Raw genomic sequence first — 19,089 nt, forward strand, 5'->3', positions numbered from 1 at the left:
CAGACCAATTTTTGTTAATTCTACTCATATTTTAAAAATAGAACTCATTTTTTTGAAAAACCTCTCATTTTTGATGAGTTTTAGAATTGTTCTATATAAGGTAATTTTATTTTAACCAGATTATTTGAAAACCTTTTTCTCGATACAAAATTCTTTCAGAATTCCACTCGAAATGACGATTTTAAAGTTGAAATGGGCAGAATCTACAACGTGATTGTATTTATTTTAACCACATAGAGGCATAGAAAATAGAAGATTTACAAAAGAGTAATCAATAGTTTACCATAGAGTTTTCATTTTATGAAAACTAGAGTATTGAGAATAGATATTTAATTTGAAAACCTTTTTCTCGATATAAAATTCTTTTAGAATTCCACTCGAACTGACGGTTTTAAAGTTGAAATGGGCAGAATCTACAACTTGATTGTATTTATTTTAACCACATAGAGGCATAGAAAATTTACAAAAGAATAATCAATAGTTTACCATAGAGTTTTCATTTTATGAAAACTAGAGTATTGAGAATAGATATTTAATTTGAAATCCTTTTTCTCGATATAAAATTCTTTTAGAATTCCACTCGAAATGATGGTTTTATTGATTAAGCGTTTTATTTTTTAGATAATTAATCGAGGGATTCCTTTTAAAGGAATTTGGTGTTTCGCAAATGTACGTTTTAAGGTAATGTAAGTGGAGAAACCACTTTGAACGGTAATGTCTTTGAATGGAGCATTGGTAAACATGATCAATTCTAATGCTTTCAACATTTTTAATTTTTGTTCGTATTCCGTAAAGGAGCAGTTGAAATAGTAGTTAAATCCTTTCTGAATTTCATAGTAAGTAAATTCGGTGTCTGCTGCAAAAGCATAAAGTGTTTGGTTCTTTTGCAGGCATTCTTTGTAAATTAATTTGAGTTTGTGAATGGGAATATGATAAAATCTTTTCCATTGGCCTTTTAATTCTTGACTTATTACTTGGAACGAAACACAGTAATACGCAAATTGATCTTGTTTGTGTCGGTGTACAAAACCAGCGAGATGATGGTAACCGACGGATAATGCAGAAATATCGATGAGTGCAGGAAAATATTGGTTTTGATTATAGTTGATTTGTGTGTTGTTTTTTAATAGTTCGCAAACAGCTTCTATGTCAACTTTAAAATCTATGGATAGGGTTGGGGGACGGGGACATTCGCAGATATCATTGAAGTAAAAGATTAATTGCGGAATAAACAGAAGTTGTGATTGATAATCTTGTATCCCAAACAAATTGATTTTTTGAATAAAACCAAATGCATATTCAATCATTTGCATATACTGTTTGTTTAGGATATCTTGCTTGGCCTCGATTTGTGGTTCAATTTTTTTGATTACATCCCCATATCGATGAATAAAAAAGTTCAGATACTTGATATATTCTTCATATACTTCAATTTTCATACGCTTAAAATTAAAATTGAAAATGGTTGTAGTAAAGATGTAATTCTCTAATATACAATAAATTATAAAATAAACAAAAATCCCCTCCAAAAAAATAGAGGGGAAGTAATTAAAGTACAGTGACTTGACCTAAATAAACAGAAGGTGCAGCGTCTTGTTTTATGACGGATAAAAAACTCATCCAAACATGCACATCTGTTCCTTGATATTTGGGCAGAAATTGTAGTACATAGGATTCTTCAGAGCGTTTTACCGTTGTTTGTACAACCGTTGATTGTGCTTTTGTATTACCATCTTCTGCATACAATATAACTAAGGTGTCATTTTGATCCACAAGTTCTGTTGCATTATTGGTCCATGTAATCGTTGCCGATAGTGGATCGTCTGCTGTAATATTTACAGGCTGTGGTTCGAGTAAGTTACCTTTTGTGAATTGAATGTTGTTGTACTGAATAGAAAAAGTTAACGTATCCATATCACATAAAATAGCTTGTAATAAATTTGCCATTGCTTGGTTGTAAGGTGATTTTAGTCCAGACCTTTTTCCGTAATAGGTTTTAGCCAATGCTTTATACCCTTGTATAAACTGCACAGCAAAATTGAACCTGTTTTTTATAACTTGTTGTTTTGGCGTTGGTATACGATTTGATTTTCGTGGTCGCATACGAGATATTTCATGCCCTTCGATATTCGAAACAACAATTCGTCCTGTACGTCCTCGCGTACCTGACAATAGAGAATCTGTAATTTTTCCCATTTTTAATAGATTTTAAATTAAACTTTATTTGACTTGGTTCAGCAACAATTCGAATGTAGACTGAATAGCTTTAAGTGATTGAAACCTGACGAGCTGTGAACAAAATTGATGGATGATGAAGGGGAATGATTGGTGTGAATGTAGATGTTAGGTGTGAAATATAGATTTTATTAGCTGTATTACGTGAAACCGTAATTTTTTATTAAAGCCATACTATAAATTTGTTATCTATTAAAAATTAATTAGGAAGGCTTGTAAAATGAAATTGGTAAATAAATTTTTCAGAAGAACATTAGGTTTTGTTTTAATAATAAATGTTTCAAGTTGTAATAGTTGTAATGAAAGAAGTTTTAAGCAAGAGTTAATGACATCTATTCGTGATGATAGAAAAATTGATTCACAAGAATGTATTTCTTTAAGAAATTATATTATTAATAATCAAAGAAAGTTTGAAGATTTATTTGTTGATAATAAGTTAGATGAAAAGTTATTTATTAATTATTTAAAGAACGTTCTCCAAAATGAATTAAAAGGATATTCTGATGTTCAGGTATTATGTAAAAAAGAAGTTCAAACAACGGTAAATGTATATATAGAAAACTCAGGTAGTATGGATGGTTATATAAATGGAAATACCATTTATAAATCAAATTTATCTGATTTAATTGTACAAGTAAGAGGTGTTTTTGGTATTACAAATACAAATACGTTTTTTGTTAACTCTAATGTTTATCAATCGAATTCGGAGGATGTCAAGAATTTTATTTCTAAAATTAATGCAAATAATACCGAATATAAACAAGGAAATACCTCAACTTCTGAATTAAATGAAACGTTAAAATTGATTTTATCTAAATCAAATAATAATAACATTTCAATATTATTATCAGATTTCATTTACTCATTAGACAAAAATCAAAATACACAAGATGGTCTAGGAATAGGAAAATCTTTAACTAAAGATGCATTCTTACAACATTTAAATAAGCATCAAGTTTCAACATTGATTTTAAAATTCAATTCTGATTTTGATGGTCGTTATTATACTGCTAATAATACAATAGTTAATTATAAAGGGAAAAGACCATACTATGTATTAGCAATCGGAAATGATGAGATTTTAAGAAACTTTATAAAGCAAATCCAATTAAGTAATTTAAAAGGATTTGAAAACAGTTACTATATTTCCAATTCTGCTAGTTTTAAGCCAGTTTACGAAGTTTTTGATGCAAAAACTAATATTGGGTCATCACGTGTAGATCGAGAATATACAAAAGACAATATTATACTGAATCAAGTAAAAATGGATAATGGAGTTTTTCAATTTACTATTGCAGTAGATTTTTCTGAAGTCCCAGATCAAAAAATAGTTATAGATCCAACTAATTATAATATCGTTGGTGATTTTAAAATTAAAGCTATTACACCAAGAACTGATGATTTTATTAATGACAATTTCTCATCAGGTGTAGCTAATAAAGTGAAACAATCAAAAGCAACTCATTTTATTACTGTTGAATCAACTCAATCTAATTTTGATAAAAAATTAGCGATTCAATTGACAAATAAAAAACCAAATTGGATTGTTAAATCATCAACTGAAAATGATTCAAATATCTCTTCAAGTGTATTGACAACGTTTGGATTCAATTATTTCGTTGATGGAATTTACGAAGCTTACAATCTTAAAAATAATAATACAAACAACGACTTCATAAGTCTAAACTTTACTCTAAATAAATAATACTATGTTTAATGAGATTTTTGCGTCTATATATGAGACGTTTACGTATTCGAATGAATTTTCAGGGGATTTATACAACGAAAATATTTATCAAATTCTAGGATTTGTTCTATTGCTAACATGTATTCTTATCCCTTTTTTATACTATAAGGTTATTGATAAAGTCCATTTAGCTAAATTGTTTATTTGGGTAGTTGTTGTATTAATTCCTATTTTAATCAACTTTGTGTTTGCGTATAGTTATCCAAATAATCTTTTTGTTGGTTTAGGAATAGAGTATGACTCGAATGATTATTTGTCTTTAGCAACTGTTAATGCAGTTTTCGCATTAGTTCTATCGATATTATTTTCTATTATTTTCAAAAATATCAGTACAAATACAAAGAAAATTCCTTTTTAACTATGCCTAAATTATATATTTTCGGAATCGGAGGAACGGGATCACGAACGTTGAAATCCTTAGCAATGTTATTAGCATCTGGAGTAAAAACGAATTATGAAATTGTTCCTATAATCATTGATCCAGATAAATCTGCTGCAGATGTAAATCGTACGGTTAAGATTTTAAATAACTATTCAAACATTTATAATAAGATCAGTACTAGCGAGAAAAATACTTTTTTTAAGAATAAAATTAGTACACTTGGAAGTATTATTAATGAAAAACACGGTCGTGTAATAGCGGATCAATATGTTATTAATTTAGAAGGTTTACAAGGTGATAACTTTAAAAATTTCATCAATTTTTCAACTTTAGATCCTAATAATTCAGATTTAACATCGCTATTATTTTCTGAACAAAATTTAGATTTAAATCTTGAAGTTGGATTCAAAGGAAATCCGAATATTGGTAGTGTAGTTTTGAATAGTTTTACGAAATCGCAAACGTTCCAATATTTTGCTGATTCTTTTGAAGAAGATGATCGTATTTTTATTATAAGTTCTATTTTTGGTGGAACAGGAGCTGCAGGTTTTCCTTTGTTACTAAAAAATTTAAGAGAAGGAAATATCGGTGGTAAACATCATCAACAAATCAAGAATGCGGTAATTGGTGCAATATCTGTTTTACCATATTTTAAATTAAATACAGATGAAAATTCAGCAATAGATAGTCATACATTTAATTCAAAAGCTAAATCTGCACTACATTATTATTATAAAAATATTTCAGGAAATCAAGCATTAAATTCAATGTATTACATTGGTGATAATGCGGATAATTTATATAAAAATAGTGAAGGTGGACAAACTCAAAAAAATGACGCACATTTTGTTGAGGTAGCAGCCGCTTTGTCAATCATTGACTTTGCAAATGATGAGAATTTATACACATCTGATGGAAAAGCTGAGAATTCTAAGTACAAAGAATTCGGAGTAAAAGTAGATGTAAATACATTAAATTTTAGACATCTTCATGAATCTACACAATTTATTGTTAAGCAAAATCTAACAAAATTGTTCTATTTTAATTTGTTCTGCAATGATGTGTTAAAGGATAAACTGGATCAACGTTTTGCGAGTGATGGAACTTATCGGATTGATACTAATTTTTTAAATCAATCATTTTATACAAATTTAACAGATTTCTTTAAATCATATAGAGTTTGGTTAGGAGAATTGAGTAGAAATCAAGTTTCTTTTAAACCTTTTATAATAGACTATCTAACAGATGATGAAACAAAAGAAGTGACAGATATTTTATACGACAATTCAGATATATACAATTTAATTAATGGAGTAGAAGCAAAGAATTCAGGGATCTTCTCAAAATTAATAGGATCTAAAAATTATGATTTTTATGTTCAAAAATTAAATGAAATAGATAAGAAGAATTCAGCAAATTTCACTTCAGTAGAGACAAAATTTGTAGAATTATTTTCACAAGGGACAGAAGAATTAATAAAAGAAAAATTATTCTAAAATGGCAAAAGTATTTAGATTAACTGCAGGTCAAGATTTAGAACATTGGGCCGATTCAGAAGTGATAGATAGTACTGTAATTGAATCGATATCTACAAAAGATGGAGACAATACAAGAAAAGAACCGACATCAATTCCAAGTCCTTTTGCTCGTTTAGATTTAATTAGAACAGCATTTAAAATTGTAGCTGATAATTATGATTTAGATGGAGATACTGTTCATCATAAAATGGTTTCTGATACATTAGATTTACTAGAGTTATCATTTAATTTTGATAACGTACCTGGTTTAAGTATGTCGTATTGGAATAAAAAAAGCCATCTTAAATTATTGATTGAATCGAATGATCCAAAACATCGTTTATATGGTGAAACTTTGTCATTATATTTAAGTCAAGATAATGAATCGTTTAATTTTAATAATTTCAATGGATTTTATATTTTCAAGTATAATCACCAAGTAATTGGAGGTACTTCTCCATTGACTTTATTTTTTACTTCTGCAAATGATTTATTTGATATTACAAAAGGATTAAGAATTAATAATAATGATGTCCTGTTTGATAATGAATATTGTCCGCTTCATAAAAGAGATGTAGAATTTATTAAATATGTTTTTAGTTTATTTGCTCATTATCCGATGCTTAAGGCTAAAATGGTGAGTTTCTATGATTATTTAGAAGCTACTCGAAAACTATTGAATTCAACAAATTTTGATTTATATAACGAAATCAGTTTATTTACAGAAGGAAATAATTACTTATCAAATTGTAAGACATTAACGAATGGTATTGGAGGGCAAAATGTAGAAATTTTTGGTATCCCATTATACAAACGTAGTGGGGAAATGCCTATCGAATCTGAATCTGAGTTTTTAATTTATTCAGATCGATTCAAAAATATATACCCTGACCAAAAGCAACCTTTAGTCCTACAAAATAATTTCAACAAAGCTTTAAAATACACAAGTAACACTTCAATTTGGGATATAAATTTTAAAATTCCTTATGTCGATGAAAATGCTTTGGAAGAAAGATCTTTGCCAGGAGTAATCGTTAAATATCCATACTTAACGGTAAGTGATTTTTTAGAGCCCGTAATTTTTGAATTTGATTATGCTTTAAATTCGAATGCATTTTACAACGGAATTTCGAAAGATAAAGAAAAATATGATGTTAGTTATGCACTCCCATTAACAAAAAGATTTTTTGATTTTTATACCATTGATGATTTAATGAATAAAAAAATTAATGGTAATCCAATGCTTGAAATTACAGCTTTTTCTGCTAGTGTGGAAGTGGTATTAAGAATTCCTATAAATGCAGGAATAGATGTTATAACATTTACTAGAAAATACGACTCTAAAGAAGCTTCTTTTGATAAAGATTTAAGACCTGATTTAGAAAATAACCAAGGTGTAATTGAAAAATTAGATGCAGCTGTTGCTATATATCCGTTTATAAAATCTGAGTTTATTAATGATTATCGTATAGGGTTATATAAAATGAGAGATTATAATGTAAAATTAAATTATTATAATTCTAATAATATACCTAATCGTATTTTAGCTTCTAAAACAAGAGGTCAAGAACTAATCAAATCGTCATATGATCTTGTAGAAAAATCATTTGACTATATTACTGTATCACAATTTGATTATCAGAATGTAATTGTACCAAAATGGAAAGTTCAAAAAGCAAAAAATGATGTATTTACATTTGCAATAGATTTTGGTACTACAAATACTCATATCGAATATCAAATAAATAATTCTGAACCAAAAGCATTTGAAATTGTAGAAAGAGACATTCAATATCAGTCAACTATAGATCCTGATTTTATTAATAAAGGAGATATTTCAGATGCTTTAGATATGAATGATTCTGCTATATTAATTGAATTAATGCCTCCATTGATTAATTTAGAATCAGATTATAATTTCCCGATAAGATCAGTTTTAACGCATAAAAAAGATTTAAATAAAGCTGTTCCTACATTTTCATTAATGGATTATTCTATTCCATTTGTTTATCAAAAGAAAGTTATACCGTTAGATAATGAAATTAAATCTAATTTAAAATGGAAAAAGCAGACAAATTTAGATGTAGAAAAGTACTTAGAAGAATTAATTTTATTAATAAAAAATAAAGTAATTTTTAATAATGGAGATTTAGAAAAGACAAAAATTAAATGGTCATACCCTTTAAGTATGTCTAAAGCTCGTTTAATTAATTTAGAAAGTGTTTTTGAAAATTTAATAGAAAAACATTTTAGTGATAATGTAGAAATTGAAAAATATTCTGAATCTCTTGTACCGTTTCAATACTTAATTAAAAAACAAGGAATTGTTTCATTGAATAAACCTGTAGCCTCGATTGATATGGGGGGAGGAACAGTTGATATGGTGATTTATTATAAAAATGAGCCACAATTAATAACATCTTTTAAATTAGGTGTTAATACTTTATTCGGTAATGGATTTAATAAATCTAAAGAGTTAAATGCATATAAAAGATTTTATGAAAGGATAATCAAATCATTAATTGATAATAATAAATCTGATTTAGAATCTATTGCAGGGAAATTATTGTTTAACTCAAATGATTTTACAGACTTAGCTACGTTTGCTTTTTCACTTGAAAATAATAAAGAACTAATGGAAGATAATATTGAAATATCATTTAATAAGATGCTTTCAAATAGTGGAGATTTGATTATTGTTTTCTTGTTGTATTACTCATCAATGATATATCATTTAGCCAAAATTATGAAGTTAAATGAACTAGAGTCTCCTAATACTATAACATTTACAGGAAATGGATCAAGAATTTTAAATGTAATTGATTCTTCTAAAAAATCTAAAATTTTATCTGAATTGACTGCACTTATTTTTGAAAAAGTTTATCAACAAGAAGTTGATTCAATTAAAATAGGTAGATATGATAATCCTAAAGAAATGACTGCAAAAGGTATGATTTACGCTATTAAGGATTATGATATAAATGATTTAAGTTTTACTTTGATTGGGGATATCAATAACACTACATCGGATACGTATGAAAATGTAGAGAATTATATTAATGATGTTGAATCAGAATTTTCAAACTTCATTGATTTATTTTTTGATTTAAATAAAGATTTTAGTTTCACAGATAATTTTGAGATTTCTCAAATGCGATTAAATGAATTTAAATCATTTATAAAATCATCATCTAAAGATGAATTATTGTTAGGTGTACACGAAAGGGTTAGTGAACTAAACAATCAGTTAGATACTCCTGTAAATGAATCTTTATTCTTTTATCCTTTAATCGGAATATTAAACAGTTTAGCAACTCATATAATTGAAGATGATTATGAGAAATAAAATTTTTATAATGTTAGTGTTTTTTACGGCAGCTAATTTATATGCTGTAGATCCTGTCGAAAAGAATCAAGATAGTTTTTGGTTTACAGCTTTTATTGTTCTAATATCTTTAAACATTGTTGTATTTGTAATTTTTTTCTTAAAGTATAAGCTTGTAGATAAAAAGTTTATGAATAATAATAATATTTCTGTCAGAAATATAGATTCAAATAATAGAAATCATCATATAAAGGATAATTATAAAGAAACTTTAGATAATTTAAAAATATCATTAAACCAATTTAGTGATTATCTTGATATTGATTATTTAAATAATAAAATTTCCCTTAAAAAAGGAGTAGTTTTTAAGAAAGAAAATGCTGAGGTTAATAAAAATGTTAAGGAAGAAGTAAAAGAGTCTGAAAAATGTAACTTAAAAGAAAAAACTATAAAAGAAATTAAAACAGATCTTTTACTTGAAAAAGAGGAATCTTTAGAAATAAAAAATAATGATACGATATTTTCATCTGAGAATGATAAGTCAAATGTTATTAAAAAATTTTTTGTAAATAAGTTTAATAAAAATGGTTATTTTGAGAATCAACTCTTGAATACACATAATAGTGACGATTCTTTTTATGTGATTGAAATTATTGAAAATAAAGGGGAAATATCTTTTAATAATAATAATTTTACTCTACAAAAAGCTCTTTATTCTCCAGAAAATTATATCAAGCCATTTTGCGATAACCAAAATGCATTTAAACCTAATGCATCTAAAATCATTACAATACAACCTGGTATTGTAATAAAAGAGGGGGATTTATGGAAAATACAAACAAAAGCTCAGATTCGCTATGAATAACATTATAACCATAATAGAGATAATATTAGTTGTAGCTATTATTTTTTTACAACTTAAATTTGGATTAGAAACCAAAAAAACTATTCTAAAACTTAAAACTTACTTACCAAAAATCAATCAATTAGATATTGATAAATTAATCATTTCAACAGATGAACTTTCAAAGAAAAATCCGAAAGAAATCATTGATAAATTTGACGAATTAAAAGATATTGAAAATCAGTATAATGAAGAAATATACTTGAATAATGAGTTAAATTTATTTCATCAAGATAATACTGAATTAAATTTGATAGCACCTACAAAATCATTTAATACTTCTTTCGATTCAATAAAAGAATCTTTAAATATTTATTTAATAAAGAATAAAGGTTCTGTAGCCGATTTTAACTTAATCAAAGATGTTATAGAGCGTAATATTGATGCAGAAGATGATATGATAGCTCAGACGATTAATACACCTTTGTATTTAGGATTAATGGGGACTATGCTTGGGATTATTTTTGGGTTAGTGAATTTATTTATTATTCAAGGAAGTGGACAAGATATTTTTGACAAAGGAATATCAAGTTTTTTATTAAGTGTTGCTATTGCAATGCTTGCAAGTTTATTTGGTTTAGCATTTACCGTTTATAATTCGGTATTAGGTTTTAAAGATGCACGTCGAATAATTGAAACGAATAAAAATGATTTATATACATTAATTCAGACGGAACTGATGCCGTTGATAAATCAATCTGTTACGTCAAGTGTATCTACTTTAAAAGATGTATTGATTAAATTTAATACAGACTTTGGTTCAAACTTAGGGAAACTTGATAAAATGTTTGCTAAGAATTATCAAACAATAACAGCTCAGGCTACGATTTTAAGTTCTTTAGAGTCTATTGATATCAACAATTTTGCAAAAGCAAATGTGAAAGTTCTGAAAGAGTTAAAAGAAACTGTCCCAAATTTAGAGAAGTTTAATGCTGCATTAAATTCATCTGATCGTTTAATTAACAATACAGAAAACTTAAGTAGAGAAATCAATCAAATACTTCAAAGAACGAATGATTTTAGTTTAATTGCTGAAGGAATAGATCAGCGTATTGAGGAAACTCGTACAGTTATGGAATACTTGAAAACACATATTTCTAAATTCGAATCAAGTGATGATTTGTTAATGAAATGGGTGATGAAAGCGGATGATTCGATGACTCGTACGGTTACTGAATACCAAAAATTAATTGATACCCAAAAAGAAGGCATCAAGCAAATGACAATGAAAGAAACTGAGTTGTTAGAAAAAGCTTTTGAAGAAAATAGATCATATTTTGCGAATCTAAAATATCTAGAGGATTTAAAAGATTCGAATAACGAGTTAGCTGATAAATCCAATACTATTGTTGAAATTAAATCAGAATTAGAAGCCTTGAAAATATTCTTTGATCGAACTAATACTACATTAGAAAAAGGTAATGAGTTAGTTAAAGAATCTAAAAAAACTTTAGAGAAAACTTCTGCAGTAATTGAAAAATCTGCTCATGCAGTAGAATCGATACCTAACAGAATTAAAGTTGATGTTATTTCAGATATATTTAAAAATCCTTTTAAAAAGAAGAAAATAAATGGCTAAAAAAAAGGATCAGGGAATGTTCTGGGTAAGTTTCTCAGATTTAATGACCAGTTTATTTTTTATTGTATTAGTCTTGTTTGTTATCACCTTTATTTCTCAACAAAAACAAGTTAAGGATTTACAAAAAAAACTTGAAGTATATGATATGGTGGAGCGTAATGTAAAACCATTAAAGGAAAATAGTAATCTTTTTAAATACGAAGAAGATTACAAGCGTTTTGTCTTAAGTTTTGACGTTAAATATACTCTAGCAAGATATAAAATTGTTGAAGGTGATATTGATAATTATTCATTAACAGCATCCAAAATTAAGGAAGCAGGTTTTGAATTGAAAAAAATTATTGATCAACTTGAAGTAGAAAAAAGAAATAATCCTAATTTACAAAATGTTTCATATATCGTTATTATTTCAGGATATGCCTCAAAGCTGTTAAAACCAGAATTAGATAGGGATTATGAATTAAGTTATTTAAGAGCTTTAAATCTTTGGAAATTTTGGCTAATCAATGGAATAAATTTCGAAGATGAGAAATATAACGGATTGATCGATTTACAAATTTCAGGTAATGGATGGGGGGGAGTTGGTCGACATCAATATACGATTGAAGATATGTCTAATAAAGAACAAGTGAATCAATTTTATCATACCGAAACTAAGAATCAACGTTTTATAATTCAAATTGTTCCAAAAATAACTAAACCAGAAAATGAATAGAATATTTGTATTAATAGGATGCCTTTTAATCTTAAGCTGTTCAAAGTCTGGTAGTAGAAGTCATCAAATTCATAATCTTGAAACTGTTTATGTCGATAAAAAAGAAATAAAATCTAATATTTCCGATGTAAAAGATGTGGTTAAAAAAGAAGAATTAAAACCGATTAGAAACGAAATTGTGTTGCCTTTTGAAACAGAATGGGGTGTTAAAATTGTAAATATTAAAGTAAATAATATTCCTTTAGATTTTATTTTTGATACAGGTGCAAGTTTAATTTCTATTTCAGAGACTGAGGCAAGATTCTTAGTAAAACAAGGCACTTTAACTGAGGAAGATTTTTTAGGTGTTCAAGAATTTATTGATGCAAATGGTGATATTTCAGAGGGGGTATTAGTTAATCTAAGAGAGATTGATATACAAGGCTATAAATTATATAATGTAAAGGCTTCTATAGTTCAAAATGCTAATGCACCATTACTTCTAGGACAATCACTTTTAGAAAAATTTGCTCAAGTAACCATTGATAATAGAAATGAAAAAATCTTATTGAAATAATGAGAAAATTATTAATTATCACTTTATTATTATCGATTATTTCTTGTCAATCTAAAAGCTCTAAACGAAGTAATAATAGTAACAAGTATAAAGAAAATAGAGAAGGTGTTTTTATAGATGAAAATATAAATCTTTCTCTAGCATCTGATTTATATTTTGTTTATAAAGTAGTTGATGGAGATACTTTTTATTGCTATGATGAGAATAGAAATGAGGTGAAAATCCGTCTGATTGGAATTGATACACCTGAAACTAGTAATCGATTTAAAAAAAAGAAAGGGTATTATGGAATTGAAGCAAAAAATTACTTAACAGAATTGATTTTAAACCAATCAGTTAAATTAGAATTTGATTTAGATAGATACGATCAATATAACCGTGTATTAGCTTATGTCTATTTGGATGATAAATTTATTAATGCTGAATTAGTAAAAAATGGATTCGCGAGAATAATGACTATTCAGCCTAATTCAAAATATGCTGAATTATTTTATGAGCTTCAAGTCAAGGCGAGAGAAAATAAAATTGGACTTTGGGCTTTAGAAGAATATTAAATATGAAAAATACAAATCGTTTTATTTTTAATAATAAAAAAATAAAGAGCTTATTTTTAGTAAATAGTATAGTTCTTTTTATTGCTTGTTTACCAATGCCCTATGGTTTTTATCAATTTATAAGAACGGTAGTTTGTTTAATTTTAATATTGATCATTTATAACTACATTCAAAAGAATAAATCCTTTGATCAAATTATTATTCTTGGGTTGATTGCAGTACTTTTTAACCCTTTGTTTCCAGTTTTTTTAAATAATAAATGGTTATGGGTTTTGATTGATATAGCTTTTGGATATTATTTCTTTAAATTATATAAAAAAAATAATTGATATGATTAAGTTGTGTGACAGCATTAGTTAGAGAAATTAAGTGTTAAAAAGTGTTAAATTCCTGTATCGATGTATATCGAAAATGACACTTTTCTGTATCGGTTGTGTATCCGCGCTGTATCCATTCTGTATCCATTGTATATCCGTTCCGTATGGTTTGTTCGGTGTTCGTGTATCGGTGTTTAGTTGTAAAATGTAGTATGTATTAAGTAAAATGTACAGATTAGATGTGAGGGTTGTATTATGTAAAATGTATTAAGTAAAAAGTAGATGTATTTGAGGTTAAGACTAAGGTTGAGAAAGAGGATTGATTTTAGATGTGAGAATTGAGATATTACAATTGTAAAATGTATAAAGTAAAAAGTATGATGTATTTGAGATTTACGAGTTACAGGAGAATAAATTCTTCACCCTAGCTAAGAATAGTATTTTAGATTTTGTTTAGGCAAAAGCAAAAAGAGAAATAAATGGTTTATTTCTCTTTTTTTTGTTATTTCACCAAATGGGTAAGAATACCTCTTATAATATCGTGTTGTAAATATAGGTTTCGCTTGCCTATTTGATACACATTAAAATACTTTTTTAAGCGATACCTTCGTAAGGTGGATTTTGAAATTTGTAATAGGGTTGTTACTTGATGTTCTTCCATTAAAATGGAATCGCTGAATTGGATAATATTATTTTTCCAATCTTGTTCTAATTCATCTATTTTTTTGATAATAGAATTGAACCATTGAACCGAAAATATAGTTTTATCGTTCATAATTTTTTGTTTTTAAATTGATTCTTGAAAATCGAGAGGATTAATGTTGTACACGTCGCAGAACTCTCTTAGACTTAACATGTCGTCTTTTGATTTACCTACTTTATGTTTGGCTTTTTGTAATAAGCGAAGACTTTGCCTGTAACTTCTTCCAGTGGCATTTTGTATGTCTTTCGCATAAATGATCATTCGTTTGTTTTTTTTCATATTTCATCTTTTTAGTTGTCGAATTAAATTAAGTAGAACTCAATAGCTTGTTGTGCCTGATGGTTTTATTTGTTTAGTTTTTTTAGAAAATGATCTATTTTTCTAAAAATCATTGTTGTTGTATGACAAAAAGGGATAAAAATGTTTTTCATTGATTATAAATGACATCTGGTTTATGGTGATTTGTTTTATATGGAAATAGATTAGAATTTTATGAAAAGTTTATGTTGAGGTGACTTATGGTTAAACGATTATGAGATGAGGAATGTGAAGATAGGCGACAGATAAAATGACTAACAACTATAAAAAAATAGAAGATGGATTTAGTTTTAAAAAGAAAGTATTTACCTGACGGAACCAATGGACAGCTTTGGTTACAGCAACAACTGATTTGCATGACAATTGAATTACCATGGAAGAACAACTTGAAACGCAAATCATGTATTCCTGAAGGTAAATATCCACTAAAGAAGCGATTTAGTAAACGTTTTGGGTGGCATGTATGGATTGATTTGGTTCCGAATCGGTCGTTGATTTTGTTTCATCCAGCGAATGATGCGCTAAAGGAGCTGAATGGATGTATAGCTCCAGTTACTTCTCTTCAAGGAGAAGGAAAAGGTATTGATTCTCGTAAAGCATTTGAACGACTGAAAACAATCGTTTATGAGTATTTACAGAGAGGTGAAGAGGTATTTTTACACATTAAAAAATAAACGTTATGAATATAGTAGAACGTTTGCAATTGCCAACACCTAAGTTATTTCAACATATTCGTACAATAGGATTAGTCGCTGCTAGTATTGGTGGTGTATTGATTGCCGCTCCTGTTGTTTTACCAGCACTATTGGTGCAATTAGGTGGATATTTGGTTGTGACGGGAGGTGTTTTAACAGCCGTAAGTCAATTAACTGTTGACCATGATGTTGTTGATGAATCCGATGCCGCCTCACGATCACACGAAGTTTAGTGTGATTTGTGGTGCTATATGCGGTATGTATGCAAGTATACAATGGCAGGATATTATTTCGACAATTTTACTTTCGCTCGTAGGGGCATTAAGTAGTTTTTGTTTGTCTTTGTTGTTGCAAAAATTGAAGAATGAAAATTTTATGTAATTGTTAAAGGCTACCCAGTGATGGGTAGTTTTTTTGTTATGTAAAAGTAGATTTGAGAAGTGAGAAGTGAGAAGTAAAATGTATTATGTAAAAAGTAAAAAGTAAAAAGTAGATGTATTTGAGGTTAAGACTAAGGTTGAGAAAGAGGATTGATTTTAGATATGAGAATTGAGATTTTAGAGTCGTAAAATGTGTTATGTATTATGTAAAAAGTAGATGTTAGATTTGAGATATGAGTATTGAGAGGGTTGTACAATGTACAGATTAGATGTTAGATTTGAGATTTGAGAAGTAAAATGTATTATGTAAAAAGTAAAAAGTAAAAAGTAAAAAGTAGATGTATTTGAGGTTAAGACTAAGGTTGAGAAAGAGGATTGATTTTAGATGTGAGAATTGAGAATTGAGATTTTTGAATTACTAATTACGGGTAGTATCACACAAACTGTGTAAGAAGAAAAGTTATTCTGAAAAATTATGAGCCTTACAGCTCAAATAATTTTTCGGAGATAACTTTTTATTATTTTTAAACGTTACATAGTTATGATCGACAAAGAAGATTTATTAAACAGTAAGGATTTTTACAAGTCCTTTAAGAATGGAGAGGATTTAACATCTTTCTTCAAGGAGCTGCACAAGAAAGCAGTTGAACATATGTTGGATGCTGAACTAGATAGTCATCTAGACAATGAAAAACATGCCAGAAGCAAAGATGGAAATTATCGAAACGGACATGACTCCAAGAAAATAAAATCCGCTTTTGGTGAATCAGAAATTAAGGTTCCTCGTGATAGAAAAGGCAGTTTTGAACCTGCTTTAGTTCCTAAAAGACACAATATTATCGATGGTTTAGAAAATATTATTATTTCATTTTATGCCAAAGGAATGAGTGTTTCGGACATCGAAGAACAGATTCGCGAGATGTACGATTTTGATATTTCAACATCAACAATATCACGAATTACTAACGCTGTTGCTAGTGAAGTTGTTGCTTGGCAAAACCGACCGTTAGACGATTTATACTTGATTGTTTGGATGGATGGAATTGTTTTTAAAGTTCGAGAAAATTCAAAAGTCATCAATAAAACCATTTATTTAGCCGTTGGTTTAAACCGAGAGGGAAGAAAAGAAGTGTTAGGCATGTGGCTTGGAAAGAATGAGAGTTCCAGTTTTTGGATGAGTGTTTTGACCGATTTAAAAGCTCGTGGTGTTGAAGATATTCTCATTACAGCAACCGATAATTTGAACGGATTTACCCAGACTATTCGCTCTGTTTTTCCAGAATCGCAAACTCAAATTTGTGTAGTTCATCAGATTAGAAACGCTTGCAAATATGTGGTTTGGAAAGACAGAAAAGAGTTTTCTGCCGATATGAAACACATTTATACAGCACCCAACAAAGACGCCGCAAAAGCTGCTTTGGACGATTTTGCAACAAAATGGGAAAGTAAATATTTGTACGCCATTCAATCCTGGAGAAATAATTGGGATGAATTAACCGTATTTTTTGAATTTCCGCTAGAAATCCGTAAAATCATTTACACCACTAATTTAATTGAAAATCTAAACGGAAAAATTAGAAAATACACTAAAAATAAAATGTCATTTCCTACCGATGATGCTGTCTTAAAGTCTGTTTATCTGGCACTCAAAGAGTCCACTAAAAAATGGACTATGCCAATCCATAATTGGGGAATTGTTTTAAACCAATTTATGCTTATTTTTGAAAATAGGCTCAGATTATAAAATCTAAGCCCTAACTTTTCTACTTACACACTTGATGGGATAGTGTCTAATTACGAGTTAAATAGTTACTTATTTATTACACATACTAAAAAGTCCGATAAACAGTATGTTTATCGGACTTTTTTATAGGAAGTTAGTTAGGGGAGTGTATATAATTCAATTTATTTTTAATGTCCATGATCTCCTGTATTACTTAGTTTCGCATTAATAAAAAACGCTCCTTTGACAACAATTTTCGCTTGATGATCGATTTCTTTAACAGGTGTAATTGCCGTATAACCAATATTTGAAACTCCTTTTACAACTTCTATCTTTTCGAAATTAATTTTCTTTTCAGTATGATTTTCCTTTGTCGTTTCTTTGTGATCATGTGTATCTTCTCCTTCTTCTGCATGTTCAGTAGGTTTCTTATCTGTTTGAATAAAAATATAATATTTTCCATCTGCTTCTACAATAGCTTCGTCAGGAACAGCTTCTGTCAACACATTCGATAAACTTACGTTTCCTGTAATATTCATTCCATTTATCAATCCCGTTTTGTTTCCACGCACTTTGCTATGTACAGCAATCGTTTTACTATCATTCTCGAAAGATGAACCAATACTATAAACAACGGCTTCGTAACGATTTCCTGGATTATTCGTTAATTCGAATTGAATGACTTGACCAACTTTCATTTTTGGTAAATCTTTCTCGAAAACTTGTAAATCCAAGTGAATAGAATTGTTATCAATAATTTCTGCAACTGGTGACGAAACATCGACATAACTTCCTATTTGTGCAATAATTTTACTCACCGTACCACTAATCGGCGCTGTTATCACCATTCCATTTCTCAGATTTGCATTGGTAACTTTAGAAGGATTGATTCCCATCATTTGCAATTGACGTGACAAAGAAGCTTTCTGAGAACGTAAAGTTTTCAACTCAGCAGAAGAATTCTGAAGATTCTTTTTTGCTCCAGCATCGTTATCAAATAATTCTTTTTGTCGTCTAAATTCTTGTTCAGCATAGGTAATTCGACTCAGAACAGTTAAGTATTGTTCTTGTGTCAAAATAAATTCTGGATTAGAAATCGTCGCAATTACCTGCCCTTTTTTTACATAAGAACCTTCCTGAATTGGTAATGTTTGAACCAGTCCTCCAAACATCGACGCAACACTTGCCATGCTACTATTAGGCACATTCAACAAACCATTTGCTTTAATCATCGACGTTAATTCTTTCATTTCAATTGAACCCAATTTTACGCCAACAGAATTCATTTGTTCTTCTGTTAAAGTCGCAATTGTTTCTGCAACTTCATCATGTTGTTCTTCTTTTTCTTCTGTCGGTTGTTCTGTTTTAACTTCTTTTGTACAACTATTCAGAAATGATAAAGCTAGAATGCTATAGATAAGGATATTTATTTTTTTCAT

At 28.4% G+C, this 19,089-nt stretch carries 17 protein-coding genes; 13 read left to right on the forward strand and 4 right to left on the reverse strand.

Features of this window, described 5'->3' with window-relative positions; translation table 11 throughout:
* Positions 1-617: 617 nt before the first annotated feature.
* Both AC2I98_RS14855 and AC2I98_RS14860 read right to left on the reverse strand, forming a co-directional pair.
* A complete protein-coding gene (locus AC2I98_RS14855; protein ID WP_486412418.1) occupies positions 618-1,439 on the reverse strand; it encodes a helix-turn-helix transcriptional regulator in 822 nt (273 codons plus the stop codon).
* Between the two features lie 109 nt (positions 1,440-1,548).
* A complete protein-coding gene (locus tag AC2I98_RS14860) occupies positions 1,549-2,196 on the reverse strand; it encodes a DUF6266 family protein (RefSeq protein WP_486412419.1) in 648 nt (215 codons plus the stop codon).
* A gap of 259 nt (positions 2,197-2,455) precedes the next feature.
* Here AC2I98_RS14860 and AC2I98_RS14865 point away from each other — a divergent pair, with 259 nt between their 5' ends.
* From AC2I98_RS14865 to AC2I98_RS14910, 10 genes are read left to right on the forward strand one after another with little or no spacing between them, the layout of a single operon-like run.
* On the forward strand, positions 2,456-3,940 hold the full coding sequence (locus AC2I98_RS14865; RefSeq protein WP_486412420.1) for a hypothetical protein: 1,485 nt from the start codon (positions 2,456-2,458) through the stop codon (positions 3,938-3,940).
* Between the two features lie 4 nt (positions 3,941-3,944).
* On the forward strand, positions 3,945-4,340 hold the full coding sequence (locus AC2I98_RS14870; protein WP_486412421.1) for a hypothetical protein: 396 nt from the start codon (positions 3,945-3,947) through the stop codon (positions 4,338-4,340).
* Positions 4,341-4,342: 2 nt separating this feature from the next.
* Entirely contained in the window at positions 4,343-5,860 is a 1,518-nt protein-coding gene (locus tag AC2I98_RS14875) for a hypothetical protein (RefSeq protein WP_486412422.1), read from the forward strand.
* Position 5,861: 1 nt separating this feature from the next.
* Complete coding sequence (locus AC2I98_RS14880) at positions 5,862-9,227, forward strand: hypothetical protein (RefSeq protein WP_486412423.1); 3,366 nt, start codon at positions 5,862-5,864, stop codon at positions 9,225-9,227.
* Positions 9,217-10,071 carry a hypothetical protein gene (locus tag AC2I98_RS14885; RefSeq protein WP_486412424.1) on the forward strand — a complete coding sequence of 285 codons (855 nt, stop codon included), beginning with the start codon at positions 9,217-9,219 and terminating at the stop codon, positions 10,069-10,071. Before AC2I98_RS14880 ends, AC2I98_RS14885 begins: the two co-directional genes overlap by 11 nt.
* Positions 10,064-11,689: a hypothetical protein gene (locus tag AC2I98_RS14890; RefSeq protein ID WP_486412425.1), complete on the forward strand. Its 1,626-nt coding sequence runs from the start codon at positions 10,064-10,066 to the stop codon at positions 11,687-11,689. Before AC2I98_RS14885 ends, AC2I98_RS14890 begins: the two co-directional genes overlap by 8 nt.
* Positions 11,682-12,404, forward strand: a complete 723-nt coding sequence (locus AC2I98_RS14895; protein WP_486412426.1) for a hypothetical protein — start codon at positions 11,682-11,684, stop codon at positions 12,402-12,404. Before AC2I98_RS14890 ends, AC2I98_RS14895 begins: the two co-directional genes overlap by 8 nt.
* Positions 12,397-12,960 (forward strand): retropepsin-like aspartic protease family protein, encoded by a 564-nt coding sequence (locus AC2I98_RS14900; protein WP_486412427.1) that lies wholly within the window; start codon positions 12,397-12,399, stop codon positions 12,958-12,960. Before AC2I98_RS14895 ends, AC2I98_RS14900 begins: the two co-directional genes overlap by 8 nt.
* Positions 12,960-13,514: a thermonuclease family protein gene (locus tag AC2I98_RS14905; RefSeq protein WP_486412428.1), complete on the forward strand. Its 555-nt coding sequence runs from the start codon at positions 12,960-12,962 to the stop codon at positions 13,512-13,514. Before AC2I98_RS14900 ends, AC2I98_RS14905 begins: the two co-directional genes overlap by 1 nt.
* A 2-nt stretch (positions 13,515-13,516) precedes the next feature.
* On the forward strand, positions 13,517-13,843 hold the full coding sequence (locus AC2I98_RS14910) for a DUF6804 family protein (protein WP_486412429.1): 327 nt from the start codon (positions 13,517-13,519) through the stop codon (positions 13,841-13,843).
* A 490-nt stretch (positions 13,844-14,333) separates the two neighbouring features.
* Here the strand turns inward: AC2I98_RS14910 and AC2I98_RS14915 are convergent, their stop codons facing one another.
* Positions 14,334-14,606, reverse strand: a complete 273-nt coding sequence (locus AC2I98_RS14915; protein ID WP_125349751.1) for a MerR family transcriptional regulator — start codon at positions 14,604-14,606, stop codon at positions 14,334-14,336.
* Positions 14,607-15,130: 524 nt separating this feature from the next.
* Here AC2I98_RS14915 and AC2I98_RS14920 point away from each other — a divergent pair.
* From AC2I98_RS14920 to AC2I98_RS14930, 3 genes are all read left to right on the forward strand, one after another.
* On the forward strand, positions 15,131-15,526 hold the full coding sequence (locus tag AC2I98_RS14920; protein ID WP_486412430.1) for a DUF5675 family protein: 396 nt from the start codon (positions 15,131-15,133) through the stop codon (positions 15,524-15,526).
* A gap of 5 nt (positions 15,527-15,531) precedes the next feature.
* The gene (locus AC2I98_RS14925) at positions 15,532-15,780 is read left to right on the forward strand and encodes a hypothetical protein (protein WP_038337108.1); all 249 of its coding nucleotides are present in this window, start codon (positions 15,532-15,534) and stop codon (positions 15,778-15,780) included.
* Between the two features lie 688 nt (positions 15,781-16,468).
* Positions 16,469-17,671 (forward strand): IS256 family transposase, encoded by a 1,203-nt coding sequence (locus AC2I98_RS14930; RefSeq protein WP_486412431.1) that lies wholly within the window; start codon positions 16,469-16,471, stop codon positions 17,669-17,671.
* A gap of 167 nt (positions 17,672-17,838) precedes the next feature.
* On the opposite strand, the gene AC2I98_RS14935 is transcribed toward AC2I98_RS14930, so the two are convergent.
* Complete coding sequence (locus AC2I98_RS14935; RefSeq protein WP_486412432.1) at positions 17,839-19,089, reverse strand: efflux RND transporter periplasmic adaptor subunit; 1,251 nt, start codon at positions 19,087-19,089, stop codon at positions 17,839-17,841.

The organism is Empedobacter sp. EJD.6dd (genome assembly GCF_057369435.1).